18 protein-coding genes are annotated in these 14,000 nt (G+C 39.8%); 7 read left to right on the forward strand and 11 right to left on the reverse strand.

The window, feature by feature from the left end; genetic code table 11:
• The first annotated feature begins 66 nt into the window (after positions 1 to 66).
• The 5 genes from HPE63_RS10485 (at position 67) to HPE63_RS10505 (ending at position 4,366) form a co-directional block, all read left to right on the forward strand.
• Entirely contained in the window at positions 67 to 456 is a 390-nt protein-coding gene (locus HPE63_RS10485) for a DUF302 domain-containing protein (RefSeq protein ID WP_188314328.1), read from the forward strand.
• Positions 457 to 585: 129 nt separating this feature from the next.
• The gene (locus HPE63_RS10490) at positions 586 to 1,197 is read left to right on the forward strand and encodes a flavin reductase (protein WP_188314216.1); all 612 of its coding nucleotides are present in this window, start codon (positions 586 to 588) and stop codon (positions 1,195 to 1,197) included.
• Positions 1,194 to 2,366: a M20 family metallopeptidase gene (locus HPE63_RS10495; RefSeq protein ID WP_188314217.1), complete on the forward strand. Its 1,173-nt coding sequence runs from the start codon at positions 1,194 to 1,196 to the stop codon at positions 2,364 to 2,366. The genes HPE63_RS10490 and HPE63_RS10495 overlap by 4 nt, the downstream gene beginning before the upstream one ends.
• Positions 2,367 to 2,377: 11 nt before the next feature.
• A complete protein-coding gene (locus HPE63_RS10500) occupies positions 2,378 to 3,397 on the forward strand; it encodes a hypothetical protein (protein WP_188314218.1) in 1,020 nt (339 codons plus the stop codon).
• A gap of 225 nt (positions 3,398 to 3,622) precedes the next feature.
• Entirely contained in the window at positions 3,623 to 4,366 is a 744-nt protein-coding gene (locus HPE63_RS10505; RefSeq protein WP_188314219.1) for a slipin family protein, read from the forward strand.
• A gap of 70 nt (positions 4,367 to 4,436) precedes the next feature.
• Here HPE63_RS10505 and HPE63_RS10510 read toward each other — a convergent pair whose 3' ends face one another.
• The 11 genes from HPE63_RS10510 to deoC form a co-directional block, all read right to left on the reverse strand.
• Positions 4,437 to 4,946: a hypothetical protein gene (locus HPE63_RS10510; RefSeq protein WP_188314220.1), complete on the reverse strand. Its 510-nt coding sequence runs from the start codon at positions 4,944 to 4,946 to the stop codon at positions 4,437 to 4,439.
• Positions 4,947 to 5,088: 142 nt separating this feature from the next.
• Positions 5,089 to 5,802, reverse strand: coding sequence for a hypothetical protein (locus HPE63_RS10515; RefSeq protein ID WP_188314221.1), 714 nt, complete (start codon positions 5,800 to 5,802; stop codon positions 5,089 to 5,091).
• 158 nt (positions 5,803 to 5,960) lie between these two features.
• Complete coding sequence (locus HPE63_RS10520; protein WP_188314222.1) at positions 5,961 to 6,422, reverse strand: hypothetical protein; 462 nt, start codon at positions 6,420 to 6,422, stop codon at positions 5,961 to 5,963.
• On the reverse strand, positions 6,419 to 6,943 hold the full coding sequence (locus tag HPE63_RS10525; protein WP_188314223.1) for a hydrolase: 525 nt from the start codon (positions 6,941 to 6,943) through the stop codon (positions 6,419 to 6,421). Before HPE63_RS10525 ends, HPE63_RS10520 begins: the two co-directional genes overlap by 4 nt.
• 19 nt (positions 6,944 to 6,962) lie before the next feature.
• On the reverse strand, positions 6,963 to 7,688 hold the full coding sequence (locus tag HPE63_RS10530; protein WP_188314224.1) for a DNA alkylation repair protein: 726 nt from the start codon (positions 7,686 to 7,688) through the stop codon (positions 6,963 to 6,965).
• A 26-nt stretch (positions 7,689 to 7,714) separates the two neighbouring features.
• The gene (locus tag HPE63_RS10535) at positions 7,715 to 8,479 is read right to left on the reverse strand and encodes a GNAT family N-acetyltransferase (protein ID WP_188314225.1); all 765 of its coding nucleotides are present in this window, start codon (positions 8,477 to 8,479) and stop codon (positions 7,715 to 7,717) included.
• A 223-nt stretch (positions 8,480 to 8,702) separates the two neighbouring features.
• On the reverse strand, positions 8,703 to 9,464 hold the full coding sequence (locus HPE63_RS10540; RefSeq protein WP_188314226.1) for an SDR family NAD(P)-dependent oxidoreductase: 762 nt from the start codon (positions 9,462 to 9,464) through the stop codon (positions 8,703 to 8,705).
• Between the two features lie 13 nt (positions 9,465 to 9,477).
• Positions 9,478 to 10,119: a WG repeat-containing protein gene (locus tag HPE63_RS10545; RefSeq protein WP_188314227.1), complete on the reverse strand. Its 642-nt coding sequence runs from the start codon at positions 10,117 to 10,119 to the stop codon at positions 9,478 to 9,480.
• A 26-nt stretch (positions 10,120 to 10,145) separates the two neighbouring features.
• Positions 10,146 to 10,598 carry a DUF2267 domain-containing protein gene (locus HPE63_RS10550; protein WP_188314228.1) on the reverse strand — a complete coding sequence of 151 codons (453 nt, stop codon included), beginning with the start codon at positions 10,596 to 10,598 and terminating at the stop codon, positions 10,146 to 10,148.
• A gap of 113 nt (positions 10,599 to 10,711) precedes the next feature.
• Positions 10,712 to 11,410 carry a purine-nucleoside phosphorylase gene (gene deoD / locus HPE63_RS10555; protein WP_188314229.1) on the reverse strand — a complete coding sequence of 233 codons (699 nt, stop codon included), beginning with the start codon at positions 11,408 to 11,410 and terminating at the stop codon, positions 10,712 to 10,714.
• A gap of 8 nt (positions 11,411 to 11,418) precedes the next feature.
• A complete protein-coding gene (gene deoC, locus HPE63_RS10560; RefSeq protein ID WP_188314230.1) occupies positions 11,419 to 12,063 on the reverse strand; it encodes a deoxyribose-phosphate aldolase in 645 nt (214 codons plus the stop codon).
• A 178-nt stretch (positions 12,064 to 12,241) separates the two neighbouring features.
• On the opposite strand from deoC, the gene HPE63_RS10565 reads away from it, so the two are divergent.
• Both HPE63_RS10565 and HPE63_RS10570 read left to right on the forward strand, forming a co-directional pair.
• Positions 12,242 to 13,084 (forward strand): universal stress protein, encoded by an 843-nt coding sequence (locus tag HPE63_RS10565; protein WP_188314231.1) that lies wholly within the window; start codon positions 12,242 to 12,244, stop codon positions 13,082 to 13,084.
• A 20-nt stretch (positions 13,085 to 13,104) separates the two neighbouring features.
• Positions 13,105 to 13,950 (forward strand): universal stress protein, encoded by an 846-nt coding sequence (locus HPE63_RS10570; protein WP_188314232.1) that lies wholly within the window; start codon positions 13,105 to 13,107, stop codon positions 13,948 to 13,950.
• The last annotated feature ends 50 nt before the right edge of the window (positions 13,951 to 14,000 follow it).

Here is a 14,000-nt window from a genome sequence, read left to right on the forward strand (position 1 = left end):
TTGATTATTTTATAGGGAAAGAAAATTTGGCTTTCTAGATTAATAAAACATAAAAACATGGAAAAGATGAACTACTATTTTAACAAAACACTGAAGAATTCGACTTTTGATGAGGTCATATCGAAAATAACTGAAGCCTTAAAAGAAGAGGGTTTTGGTATACTCACTGAAATAGACATCAAAACCACCTTTAAGAAAAAGCTCGATGTTGATTTTCCAAACTATAAGATCTTAGGCGCCTGTAATGCACCATTTGCCTACAAAGCCCTTAAAGCTGAAAACAAAATCGGTACAATGCTCCCCTGTAATGTTATTGTCCGTGAGGTGGATGATGGATCCATAGAGGTCGCAGCAGTCGACCCAATAGCTTCTATGATGGGTGTTAAAAACGAAAAATTAGCAGGTATAGCCGAGGAAGTAAGGGATAAGTTAAGAAGAGCCGTCAACAGACTTTAGACGGTGGAATGGCTGATTACCTGATTGAATTTATTGTGGTTAACCGCTCTTAATGGACTGACCCAAATCATTACATACTTTTCTCCATGGTTGTATTTTTAACTATATGCAAATACAATTATACACCACATGGATACCTTGAAGCAGGATGGTTTTATATCCTTGGATTTAGATTTGCCCATCTGGGAACGTTTTTTTACCGTTGCTCCTTTGGTGGTAGTCGGTACCAAGGAAGATGAGGGGTATGACCTTGCGCCAAAACATATGGTGACGCCTTTAGGGTTTGGAAATTTTTTTGGTTTTGTTTGCACATCACGACACAGTACATATCATAATGTAAAGAAGACTAAGGAGTTTACCGTAAGTTTTCCAAGGGCCGAACAAATTATTGCCACTTCCATTAGTGCTTCCCCGCGTAAGGGGGAGACTCCAAAATCATTGGGAATTATCGAAGCCCTTCCCATTGTTAAGGCCACCACCATGAATGCCCCACTGCTAAGAGATTCCTATTTGTATTTTGAGTGTAAACTTTTTAAGATTATAGATGGTTTTGACGGGTATGCTTTGATTACCGGTACCATAAAGGCAGTGTATGTGCATCGGGATTACCTTCGGGTTTCCGAAGGCGATGATCAATTGCAGCTCAAACAGAATCCATTACTGGCCTATATCGCAAACGGACGTTTCGCCAAAGTTTCAGATACCTACAATTTTCCATTTCCTAAAGACTTTAAGCGATGACGTCTGGAGATAGCTTAACCGCCACCGCAATCATGGACTATCTCAAGGCAAATGAAAATCAGATGGTCGAATTTCTCAAAGGATTGGTGACCCTGGAAACCCCATCCAAAGATGTCGAATCCCAGTTCAAAATATTAAAAATATTAGGCGATACCTTGCGGGACCTCGACTATTATGTACTGCATGTTCCAGGAATGGAAACAGGAGGGTATCTCTATGCACGTCCCAATCACAGGAAGAGGAAAAATCCTCGACAATTATTGTTGGGTCATTGTGATACGGTATGGAAATCGGAAACATTAAAATCAATGCCAATTGTTGAAACAGGCGGCAAAATGACCGGCCCGGGAATTTACGATATGAAGGCGGGTTTAACCCAACTTGTTTACGCTTTAAAAGCTATAAAGGAGCTTTCACTTCCTATGCCAATAAGCCCCGTTGTACTCATCAATTCGGACGAAGAAATTGGGAGCAGAGAATCGCGGGCAGCCATTAAGCGGCTGGCGAAAATTGCTGATAGGACTTTTGTGATGGAGCCGCCTTTAGGCTTTGAAGGAAAACTTAAGACGGCTAGAAAAGGCTTGGGACGTTTTACTATCACTGTGAAAGGAAAAGCGGCCCATGCGGGATTAGATCCCGGTAAAGGGGTAAATGCTATTGTGGAACTATCACATCAAGTACAGCAACTGTATGCCATGAACGATTTTGATAAAGGCATAACCGTAAATGTCGGAACCATTCAGGGGGGTATCTCACCAAACGTAGTGGCACCCGAAAGTAAGGCGGTGGTTGATGTTAGGGTTTTAAATCATGAAGATGGTTATAAAATCACAAAGAAGATTTATGGTTTACGACCAACAATCCCTAATGTTGAAGTACATGTAGAAGGAGGAATGGGACGTCCTCCTATGGAACGTACCCTCAGAAATCAAAAACTATGGCAGTTGGCAAAATCAAAGGCACTGTTATTGGGATTGGAGTTGCAAGAGGCAACGGCAGGTGGTGGATCTGATGGAAACACCACAAGCCTGTACACCGCCACCTTGGATGGACTGGGAACCACAGGGGACGGTGCACACGCGGCCCATGAATTCATTTTTTTGGAACATTTGATACTTAGAACCGCCTTGTTAACCCTATTGGTAGTTTCAAATGCAAAGGAAATTTAAAAAGAATTATCATGAACCATAAATTCATATTTACTTCCCTAACCCGAATTTCCGATTTGGCAGAAAAGGAATTCGATCTTAAAAAAATCGACCTTAAATATTGGGAAACTGGTGATTATGTAATGGCCAAGATTTCAGACCCAGGTAGTAATACCCTGCTGCTCGAACTTCCAAATGGCCGTATGCGGGGCATCATTGGTGGGGAAAAAATCATTGGTGCACTGGGAGAAAGATTTGCGACCTTGGAAGCAACAGGGACTTGGAAAAAAGTCGGTGAAGACATGAAAATGCACGTACTAACTGGGGCTGGACTTTTTGGTAAGCTAACCTCCAAATCGGCTTTCATACCTAACATGATGGAAGTGGTTTATAGGGGCCACAGTTTCCGAAAAGGTAAAAAACTCACTATGTCAAGTTTTGTAGAACCTGTTGTGGAAATTCCCTTTAGAACACCAGTGGTACTCTTTGTCGGGACTTCCATGTCCGCAGGGAAAACAACCTCTGCCCGCATTGTCACTAATTTGTTCAAGTTGGCGGGTTATAAAGTGGCAGGTGCCAAACTTTCCGGGGCCGGCCGTTACAAAGATATCCTGGCCATAAAGGATGTGGGCGCTGATACGGTATTGGATTTCGTAGATGCGGGACTACCCTCCTCAATCTATCCTAAGGAAAAATATAAAGCTATATTGAAACAATTATTGAGTCGAATTGCAATTCAAAAAGCCGATATAGCGATTATCGAAATCGGAGCCTCGCCATTGGAACCTTACAATGGCGATATCGCCATTAAAGCTATAAAGGATAACATAAAATGCACAATTTTGGCGGCTTCTGACCCTTATGCTGTTCACGGGCTTATGAAGGCATTTGGGATTATCCCCGATATTGTCACAGGCATTACTTCAAATACCTTGGCCGGAATTGCGATGGTTGAGCGGCTTTGTAACGTGAAAGCATTGAATTTGATAGATTCCAGTACAACGAAAGAGCTAAAGCATATACTTTACAACAAAACAGGCCTGGCCTTATGAAAAATGAAAATAAGGGCTTCAGCGATTTGATATTGAGGTTTTTCAGCTTTGTTACTGAATATAATTGTTGTAACTTTAAGAGAAGGTGTTACAATCGGTTTTTTGAAGTGTATACTACCTTTTTAGACTTATTTTCAATAGTAAATTAGGGTATAAAGAAATCTTTATAGAACAATTAATTGGTTTGAGAATAATTCAATAGTAATGTAACGTAATATCAAGATTATGAATCCAATAGCATTATTTACCATTATCGTAGTTGTGATCCTGTTTGCAGGAATCCGAATTGTTTTCGAGTATAAAAGAGCATTGAAATTCCGTTTTGGGAAGTATGTCAAAACCCTTCAGCCCGGTTTTCGATGGATTATTCCATTGGTAGAGACCATTCAGGTGGTCGATATTCGGGTGATCACTATCAATATAGTATCCCAAGAGGTAATGACCGAGGACAATGTTCCATGTAGTATTGATGGGGTGGTATTTTTTAAAATCAGCGATCCTGAAAAGGCCGTTCTCGAAGTTGAGGAATACAACTTTGCTATTACCCAACTTTCCCAAGCCGCACTTAGGGATGTGTGTGGTAAGGTGGAATTGGATACCATTCTATCAAAACGGGAGGAAATGGGTAAGAATATCAAAAGTATTGTGGAAACCGAGACCCATCATTGGGGCATTGAGATCATTGATGTAAAGATCAAGGATATTCAACTTCCTGAAAATATGAGACGAATGATGGCCAATCAGGCCGAAGCCGAAAGATCCAGAAGGGCAAGGATCATTCTTGCGGAAGCCGAAAACCAAGCGGCAGCCAAACTTCTAGAGGCAGGTCTTCAAATCGATAAATCACCATCGGCCATTAAGCTGAGATTATACCAGACCCTATCGAATATAGCGGCGGAAAAGAATTCGACCATTCTATTCCCATTCCCAGAAGAGGTCTTGCCCCGGCCCAAGAAAAAAGAGGATTAATCAGGCAAAGCAAGACGTTCAGTGAATAAGAGCTTTGGTAAAGAGGAACCCACCCCTGTTTTTATCAACCTTATTTTTGAATATTAACAGAAATTGAGGCGCCTTTTTCATCCCCCATGAGCATGACCGCAAGTTTGCCTTTTTCTGCGGCAAAGTGCGTGCCTGTTCCTGCTGTTGTGGTAAAGCTTATTTCGAAGTTATTATCTTCAAGTTCTTTTTTATAGTTTTCAATTGCTTTCTGTGTTACATCCTCAAAGATGACTACCCAATTTTTACCATCCACCATATCCTGGGTGTTTACTACTACAATATTACCTTCTTTGAATTCTGGTACATCGTTGGGTATTTCATTAGGCCATTCGTGCTTGGTCGCATCCGTGGTAAATGTACCCTCATCGGTTTTGATGACTATTTTTTCATCATCGATGTCAACATCGGCATTATCACCAATGGATTTCTCTATCAATTTTTCCTGGGTTTTTTCCGCTGCTCTTTTGCAGGAATAAAAAAGACCGGTAATCGTTAAAAGCACGAACAACGGTATCACAAGTTTCACCGAATTTACATGTACATTTTTCATGGGATTGTTTTTATGGATTACTTCCGAGGTTTAATACTGTTAAAACTAGGGTGACCGCTGACCTTTTGCAATGATTTGGATCATTTACGTGGGACTTCAAGTAAATATTAATAGACGAATGGGCTATAATAAAAAATAGAATCTAATTATTAAAAAAAAATTCTAAACGCAGACTTCCCCAGCATATATGCCAAACGAGATAGTACAATAACCTTAAGGCATACATGCTCATAAAACCAAAATTCTTAAAAGCCAAAAGCTGTATTGTGTTGAATAGGAAAAGATTGATCCAAACCGTAGCCATTGACCATGTTGGATAGGAACCCATAAATAGGACCTGATACGTAGGCTCGAACATCGCCACTATCAAAATACAGATTAAAAGAAGTTTTGAATAGGGTACATTTTTAAAGATAGTTGTAGTAACCAATAAAAAGACGGAAACAGGAACGATATGAAAAAGAATTTCCACTAGAAAAGCTATCGTAGGATAAAACAAAAGCGATTCCGGAAACAACATGTTCATATCTTCCGGATACACAATCAGCAAATCTACACCTATTGCTATTGATGCAAATATCAAGGTAAGTACTTTGTAGGGAATCAAACTTTTAATGGGATACCTCTTGTAGATTGCAAACCATCCTTGGAACAGTAGATACGACAATGCTAAAAAACTTAATATACTGCTTAACAAGAAGATTTTGAAGGCTGATATTTCCCCAAAAAATCGCTGAAAAAATGAATTGCTAAAACTGGATAAAAACCCGACTCCGCATAGCACTAGGATAATGAGTATGCCAAGAGCTATAAATTGTTTTCTATGGGAAGCTAGCCAAGTAATAAAAGGAATCATTTTTCTTTTCTTGTAAACAAGCATCAAGATTATCCAAAAATCGTTCGTCTTAAATTTCCGATTTGATGAAAGATAAATTTGCTATCCTTGCCAATTTTCGATTTAATCTTGAATTCACGGTAATAACCGCGACTCATACCGTCATGGGCTTAATAGTGTCAATGGTTTTCATTCGCCTTTTTTTTGGCATTTATTCGTAACGTCCAAATGACGATTACCCCAATGACCCCCAATGCTGACAACACCGAGGCAAAGTAGACTAATTCCCAGTTCCAATACAATGCTTCCTTCCCAGGGCGAACATCAAAATCAGTCCACGGACCGGCACGCCCGATTACAAAAATGAGCACTCGAACGGCATGTAAAATTGCGGCCGAGGTCCCAAGGCGTAATGGAATGCGGTCTTCATTTTTAGTATTGGCAATAAACCATCTTACCGAGGTTAACATACACGCCAGATCGATCAATAGTTCAAGAATCAACAATGCGGATACCCACCAAACGAGCACCTCTAAAGCACCTTGAAATAGCATGATAATCGTTCGTGCCATCAAAATGCCAGCTCCTAGGAACAAAAGGAGTGCATATATCCTTTGTCTTGAGAACAAAGCCGTTATCATCGCTCAAGCTCAGCAAATAGCACCATGTAATTGTGCGCTACCTCCTTTGCACATTTTGGGCAATATGCATAATGGACAAAATAGTTTTTAGCCTTCTTTTTTCGCTGTTCCAGATAGGCATCCATCTGTTTAATGAATTTGGGTATGTTTTTATACGCTCCATCGAAAACCTTGGTCATGAATGTACCCGAAAGTGTCGTATTGTTCGCCTCTGGAACCGTGCCGGTAACCGCCAAATAGATTTCCCCCTTAAATGGACTAAGATCTGTGAACAAAAGCAATGTTTCCGTCCTATCGGGATTTAGTTTTTCCGAATCTTGGGCCAGTTTCATCATTTTGGTCACTTTTTTGCCGATCATAGGTGGATAAGGGATATGAAATAATTCGGGTATGGTTTCTTTAATAAATTTCTTTTGGTTCCACACAAAAGTTTTTTCATCCCACTTATCTGGATGAAATGTAGGGCAGCATTCTTCCGTTTTTCGTAAGACTTTTGTTTCCTTTTTGATTTTTGCTTCCATGATTCTTTTTTACAACTTTTTAAACTATATTTTTTGTCTTTCTGAATTTCTTTCTGTATTCCTTATCCATCTTTTCAGTGGCATATTGTACGATTAGGCGTCCACATTGGTCTTTCCATTTAAACAAAAAATTCTTGATTTCGTTGGGCCATTTTTTCCATAGCCCACGTAATAAGGTCCCGACGCCTTTCTGTACATTTTGGGAATCATCTAACATCAATGGTTCGATGACCGGTAGTGCGGTCTCTGTCGCCAATCCTTCTTTTACCATCTCTATCAAGGTTACAGGTACTGCCCTTCTTTTCCATTCCGAATCCGAAGTGTTCCATTCTTTTAGTTTTTCGTACGTAATAATCTTGTCTTTCAAGAAATTGGAAAGCACCAACATGCATAAAACATCGGTGGTTGCCCAATTATCGATGCCTATTTCAAACCATTTTCCCATTCGGTCAAAAGCTGCTGGTGTAAATTTCACTCTTTGCGATGCCACAAAGGCGATGGCAAGGGATTTTTCCTCAAACCTTCCCACTTGCATCAATCTATCCCCCAGATCCAGATATTTTTCAAGTGTCATCTCTTTATTCCATTCGCGCATCCAAATATCCCGTTGGTTTTCAAATATTTTAGTTTCAATCCCATATCCATCAAAACCCTCTTTGAAATACCTGGAATATTTATGAATGATTTCTTGATTTGAATTTTTCAAACAAAATTCCCGAATCTCTTTTTGTTTTTTATCAATCATTTTTTGTATTTACAATGTTATGGGAACTAGCTAAGCAGTTCTTTTTTTAGAATGTTTCGGAAACGGGTAGCACTGATGTAATGGTCCTCCAACAATTTTCCGTTATGTAATAGACTGAAAACGCCATAGCCGGATGGCGCTCGTTTTGCTTCCTCTGCCGTGCTTATTTTTTCCAACTTTAATTCAATCCCATTGTCCGTGGCAACATTCAAAAGGGCTTCTACAGATTTTTCGTGCCATGGGCACTGATCCGCATAAAGCAAATGCCAACCACGGTACTTCTTCTGTTGGGTTGTCCAGTCGAACAATTTTGGATCGGGAGCTGTCGTATCCCATTTTTTAGATAACAATTCAAAACGACCTTTGCCATCAACTTCCATAAATCCGTTCTTTTCAAAAAGGCTTTTATTGGCAATCCAAGCCCCTTTACTGGTCATTGTACAGACGCCGGCGAACCCTAATTCCTGGGCGTCTTTTTCCGCTTCGTTGATGAGCAATGACCCGTATCCCTTGTGACGATTTTTTTTTGAATATACGTACATGCAATGTATGAACATGAAAGTATCGGCATCTACAGGTCGCCATGCATATTCAATTGGTACATATTCTATAAACCCAATCATTTTACCACTATCGTCCTTAAGTATTTTTATACGCAATCCTTCTTTATACCGTTTTTCGAACCAAATTCGTTTGCAGGTAAATCCAGGATTAGTAATATCCTTGACACAAAAGAGCGTTTCTTCCATTACGTTTTCAGGTGTTACTTCTCTGATTTTTGTTATTTCCATTTATAAATTGTTTACGACTTTTTTTTTAGATGAAGTTCTATCCTTTCTGTATTTTATATACTGTCTGATTGCGGTTTATCTTGTCGCAAATAACACTTGTAGCTGAACTTGGTAATACAAAGACAATTGCCCTATTTTCCCTTACCACCTTGGTACTTTTTAAGGAAATGTCTTATTCTAAGTTCCTATTTTTTAATTACACCGCTTTAGGTTAAGAAGTTAATCAGGAAGCAACCATACCGCCATCGATGACGTAAGTGCTTCCGGTGATAAATTTGCTCTCATCTGAAGCTAGGAATAGTACCAAATCAGCTATTTCCTCTACTTCCGCATAGCGTCCGAAGGGTACACCTGCCTCAAAGCCTTTTTTCGCCTTTTGGGCATTATCCGGTGAAATATCCTTTTCTATCGAGCGCATCATACGTGTATTTACGGGACCCGGATGAATCGTATTTACGCGTATGTTTCTTACGGCGGACTCAAGGGCTGCAACCCTCATAATGCCAATAACACCATGCTTGCTGGTCGTAAAGGCCCCTAAACCTGAAAAACCCTTTAATCCTGCAACGGAGGAGGTGATGATAACACTACCACCTTCATTCATTCTGGGAATAGCATATTTACATCCCAACCAAACCCCTTTCAGGTTGATGGCTATGACCGAATCGAACATATCTTCGGGGTAATCCGCTATGGGTCTGAATGGGCCCTCTACACCTGCATTGGCAAAGAGGATATCAATGTTCCCAAAGTGGTCCATGGTTTTCTGAACGTAGTGTATGGTATCTGCCGATTTTGATACATCTGCGACGGAATAGTGCGCATTATCGGTATTTAGATAGGCTACGGCCTTTCGTAATGTACTTTCTGTACGGCCTACCAGCATTACTTTGGCACCTTCATCCAAGAACAACCTGCTAGTTGCCAACCCTATACCGCCAGCACCACCCGTGATAATTGCAACTTTGTTCTTTAAGCGTTGCATGGCCTGCGGACTGTTAAAGGTTTAGGTTCAATTTTTTTACACTCCACTTATTATCCTCTGTTTTGAATTCAAGAAGATCTTTACCTATCAATTTGGCCCTCAATTTAGGTACTTCATACCTCCGTTTAGCCGTTAAGGCATGTTCCCTCTCCATGATCGGCCAGACTATTTCACCATTGATATTTACAACAACTTCAGTAAAGATGTATTCAACAATATCCAGTTTAATTTCATTTTGTCCTTGGTACATTTCACGGACATAAATGCCTATGGCGTTTTCTTGATCAAATTCGGTTATATTCAAATACTCGGGTTGAATGACGATTTCACCGGAAGTATCTATAAAACCATAGAAAGGAATGTTGTTCACTTTTAATTTTTGGATCATACATCGTCCGTTTTTGAATTGCGGATAGCGGATACCCAAAACTCCTGGAATACTGGTATCGGCATCTTGGTTCCATACCAAATCATCCCTGAAATCAATGACCATTTGGGCATTTTCATTAATAAATCCCCATTGGTTTCCAACACGAACCGCGGCCAAGCCTTCATTAAACGGGGCAATTTCATCATAGACCGGATTCTCGGTCTGTGCACTTGCCGCAAAGGGGAGGAATAAAAGCAGCAAAAGCCAACTTATACTATATTTCATCGTTTTGTTTTTTATGTTAAACGTTCTTAGAACATGATATTGGAATAGATCATGGTTTTGAGATCTTTGGGTAAGCCATCCCTTATATCTTCCATTTCTCCCAAGGAGACGTATTTTCTTAATAGAATGAACGTGGTATCGATATACTGCTCGGCTACTTCATCGTTATATTCAAAATCATTGATTGCCGCAGGCCCATCATGTTTACGGACCAAATCCACAAAGTCTGCCATCTGTTTAATTTTTGGCCGTTCTTTTTTAATAGTCCATCCGTTGACATAAACAGCTTTTAAAAACATTGGGAATTGGGCAATGAGCTGTAGGGATTCCGCCGTGGGTATAATATCCCTGAGGGCATGTAGTATGGCAGATAATATTCTACCTGCTTTATCTGTATCCTTGCCAAGGTTCATTTCCTTGGCATAATTCTTAAGAAAGGTGTTGCCTTCCGCTGCGTATTGATTAAAATTTAGTGCCATGATTTTTAGTTTTAAGTGTAGCTTAAATTTGGCAACTAAAACTTTAATTACAAATGATTTAGGTCATGTAAGCACGAATAATTCGAAGATACTATGCATTTTGTGATTTCGACTTAAGCTATATTCAGGGCAATTTCGACCATCTCGTTGAAGGAAGATTCCCTTTCAATAGTGGTAGAATGTTCCCCAGTTACCAGAGAATCGGATATCGTGAGGATGGCCAATGCCTTCACATTGTGCTTGGCGGCTATGGTATAAAGTCCTGCCGCTTCCATTTCAACGCAGAGTACGCCATATTTGGCCCATAGTTTATAGGCATCTCGATCGTCTTCATAAAACTCATCGGCGGATAGTACATTGCCAGCCTTTATTTGTATGCCCTTTTTGTGGGCATAAAGACTTGCACGCAATAAAAGATCAAAATCCGCAGTGGGTGAGTAATCGGAATTTATAAAACGGGAGTTATTGATTCCTGAGGTGGTAGAGGCAGCCATGGCCAATACGATGTCCCTGACCTTGATATTTTTTTGGTACGAACCCGCCGAGCCCACCCGGATAATGTTTTTGGCGCCATATTCATTTATCAGCTCATGATAATAGATCATTGCAGAAGGTATGCCCATTCCACTGCCTTGTACAGAAACCTTTTTGCCTTTATAATAGCCCGTGAAACCTAACATTCCTCTAACCTTGTTATAACAGATTACCTCCTCTAAAAAAGTCTCCGCAATCCATTTGGCACGCAAGGGATCACCAGGCATTAATACGGTTTCTGCTATTTCCCCTTTTTTGGCTTCAATATGTACACTCATAACAGTTTTTATTTGGTTGCTGTGATTGCGATTCCTGAGGATGTACCGATTCGAGAAACCCCAAGGGATATATACTTTAAAGCGGTGGCTCTATTTTTAATTCCACCAGACGCTTTTATTTTAGCTTTATCGCCGACTACTTTCTTCATTAATTTCACATCTTCGAGCGTTGCACCGCCGTCACCGAAACCCGTTGAGGTCTTTACAAAATCCGCACCGGCCTTGACAGCCAATTCACAAGCCTTTATTTTTTCATCTTGGGTCAAATAACAGGTTTCAATAATGACCTTGAGCACCTTTTGGCCAATAGCTTTTTTGATTTCGGATATTTCCCGTTCCACCAATTCCAGCTTTCCCGATTTCAACCAACCCAAATTAATGACCATGTCGATTTCATCGGCACCATTGGCTACACCGTCCTTGGCCTCAAAAACTTTGGATTCCGTACTCATGGCACCTAACGGGAAACCTACTACTACGGCCAACTTGACCTGACTGTTCTTCAATTGTTCTTTTGCAAATTTGGTATAACATCCATTGACACAAACAGCTTGGAATTTATAATCCTTTGCCTCTTGGCATAATTTTTCGATATCTGAGGGTATCGCTGTGGGTTTCAGGAGCGTATGGTCTATATAATCTTGAATTTGCATAAGATGGATTGTTTTAATGCTTATTGATCCTGTTGGGAATAAGGCCCAAAGATACAATACAAGGGCCATGTATTTTTATGACATCCGTCAGTAAAGTGAATTATGGTCGGGGCTGATCTATATCATAGCTAAATTTTGATTAAGGCTATAATTTTAAATACTACTAAAGACGCTTTCCATGAAAACAATTCTTATACCTACCGATTTTTCAAAGAATGCTTGGAACACTATTTCATTCGCAATGCAATTCCTTGAAAGGGAAAGGTGTACCTTTTATTTTCTACACACCTATACACCCGCATTTTATAGAATGGATTATATATTGGGGGGACCCGAGTTCAGTGCAATCCCTGATAAGGGTGTTGATGCTTCCATCGAAGGATTGGAAAAGACCTTGGAAGCCGTTAAATCCAAGTTCGGCAATCCAAAGCACATTTATGAAACCGTTTCTGCCTTTAATCTCTTGACAGATGAAATCAACTCCCTAACCCAGAAAAAAGATATTGATTTGATAATCATGGGTACCCAAGGTGCCTCAGGGGTCAAAGAAATATTTTTAGGAACCAACACCGTTCATGTAATCCGAAAAGCCGCAATTCCAGTTCTGGTAATTCCTTCCGGATTTAAATATAGGCCTATTGGGCAGATACTATTCACGGCGGACTACGAATCGAAATATAAAAGTAAGGATGTAAACATAGCGATTGAAATTGCTAAAATGTACCAAGCCGAAATTACGGTTTTACATATAAAGGAAGCCTATGATTTAACAACGAAGCAAGAGGAAAACAAGGCGTTCCTTGGTCTCTGTCTGGCGCAGATTCCCCACAGATTCATAGAAGAAAGGGGAACCCATATGCCCGTGGGGATTTTTGATTACTTGGAAAAACATGAGTATGGGTTATTGGTAATGATAAACAGAAAACATTCGTTTTTTGAACGCTTGATGACACGACAACATATAGACCAAGTTGGTTTTTATGTACAGATACCCTTCTTGGTAATCCCCCATACTGAATGAATATCAAAATCAAGATTAAAATGAAAAATATTTTATTGCCCACCGATTTTTCAGACAATGCCTGGAATGCCATTTTTACAGCGCTCAAATTGTTTGAAACCAGTGATTGTAATTTTGTCCTATTGAATTCCTATGAGCCCAAAATGTCAAATCTACTGGGAAATAAAAGCAAAGAACGGTTGGGTGTCATTTATGATTCCTTATCTAAAAACTCAAAAGTACAACTTGGCAAGACCCTTGAATATCTAAATGAGAACCATACAAGGAGCAATCATAGCTTTGAGTTCGAATCTATTTCCAGCGACCTCGAAAATGCCATAAAAAAAATGATCGTTGAGAAAGATATCGATCTAATAGTCATGGGGACTAAAGGTGCCACTGGTGCTAAAGAGATATTCATGGGTAGTAATACCGTCCGGGTAATCAAAAAGGTTCGTTCGCGACCAATTATCGCCGTACCCCAAAATTATGATTTCAAGGCGTTGAAAAAAGTGGTCTTTCCTACGGATTTTACGCATACGTATGATAAAATTGAATTAAAACCACTCATAGACTTAGTGAAGTTATGGAAAGCGGAGATATTGATTCTTCAGGTGGCACAGGATTACGTTTTGCAAGACGATCAAGAGCAACACAAGAAAATACTTTACAAACGCCTTAAAAACGTAGATCAAAGTTTCCATAAGGTTGAAATGTGGAAAAATATCGCTGAGGCGACCACTGAATTTGCCACCAAGACCGATGCCGATTTAATTGCCTTAGTATACTATCCCCATACGTTTATGGAAAAATTGACCAGGGAGCCAGTGATACGGAAAATAGGATTTCATTCAAAAATACCATTACTCGTTTTACCGGATATTTAGTATTTGAAGGGTTCGGATTTTTAATTTAATATATGGTAATTAATGGGACG

It is taken from the genome of Maribacter arenosus, from assembly GCF_014610845.1.
GTDB classification, from domain to species: domain Bacteria; phylum Bacteroidota; class Bacteroidia; order Flavobacteriales; family Flavobacteriaceae; genus Maribacter_A; species Maribacter_A arenosus.

Bases quoted from the DNA above. Each gene is read 5' to 3' on its own strand.
- HPE63_RS10570 (WP_188314232.1), top strand. From the start codon at position 13,105: ATGAAAAATATTTTATTGCCCACCGATTTTTCAGACAATGCCTGGAAT.
- HPE63_RS10510 (WP_188314220.1), bottom strand. From the start codon at position 4,946: ATGAAAAATGTACATGTAAATTCGGTGAAACTTGTGATACCGTTGTTC.
- HPE63_RS10485 (WP_188314328.1), top strand. From the start codon at position 67: ATGAACTACTATTTTAACAAAACACTGAAGAATTCGACTTTTGATGAG.
- HPE63_RS10500 (WP_188314218.1), top strand. From the start codon at position 2,378: ATGAACCATAAATTCATATTTACTTCCCTAACCCGAATTTCCGATTTG.
- HPE63_RS10515 (WP_188314221.1), bottom strand. From the start codon at position 5,802: ATGATTCCTTTTATTACTTGGCTAGCTTCCCATAGAAAACAATTTATA.
- deoC (WP_188314230.1), bottom strand. From the start codon at position 12,063: ATGCAAATTCAAGATTATATAGACCATACGCTCCTGAAACCCACAGCG.
- HPE63_RS10525 (WP_188314223.1), bottom strand. From the start codon at position 6,943: ATGGAAGCAAAAATCAAAAAGGAAACAAAAGTCTTACGAAAAACGGAA.
- HPE63_RS10490 (WP_188314216.1), top strand. From the start codon at position 586: ATGGATACCTTGAAGCAGGATGGTTTTATATCCTTGGATTTAGATTTG.
- HPE63_RS10495 (WP_188314217.1), top strand. From the start codon at position 1,194: ATGACGTCTGGAGATAGCTTAACCGCCACCGCAATCATGGACTATCTC.
- HPE63_RS10545 (WP_188314227.1), bottom strand. From the start codon at position 10,119: ATGAAATATAGTATAAGTTGGCTTTTGCTGCTTTTATTCCTCCCCTTT.
- HPE63_RS10505 (WP_188314219.1), top strand. From the start codon at position 3,623: ATGAATCCAATAGCATTATTTACCATTATCGTAGTTGTGATCCTGTTT.
- HPE63_RS10565 (WP_188314231.1), top strand. From the start codon at position 12,242: ATGAAAACAATTCTTATACCTACCGATTTTTCAAAGAATGCTTGGAAC.
- HPE63_RS10535 (WP_188314225.1), bottom strand. From the start codon at position 8,479: ATGGAAATAACAAAAATCAGAGAAGTAACACCTGAAAACGTAATGGAA.
- HPE63_RS10540 (WP_188314226.1), bottom strand. From the start codon at position 9,464: ATGCAACGCTTAAAGAACAAAGTTGCAATTATCACGGGTGGTGCTGGC.
- HPE63_RS10550 (WP_188314228.1), bottom strand. From the start codon at position 10,598: ATGGCACTAAATTTTAATCAATACGCAGCGGAAGGCAACACCTTTCTT.
- HPE63_RS10520 (WP_188314222.1), bottom strand. From the start codon at position 6,422: ATGATAACGGCTTTGTTCTCAAGACAAAGGATATATGCACTCCTTTTG.
- deoD (WP_188314229.1), bottom strand. From the start codon at position 11,410: ATGAGTGTACATATTGAAGCCAAAAAAGGGGAAATAGCAGAAACCGTA.
- HPE63_RS10530 (WP_188314224.1), bottom strand. From the start codon at position 7,688: ATGATTGATAAAAAACAAAAAGAGATTCGGGAATTTTGTTTGAAAAAT.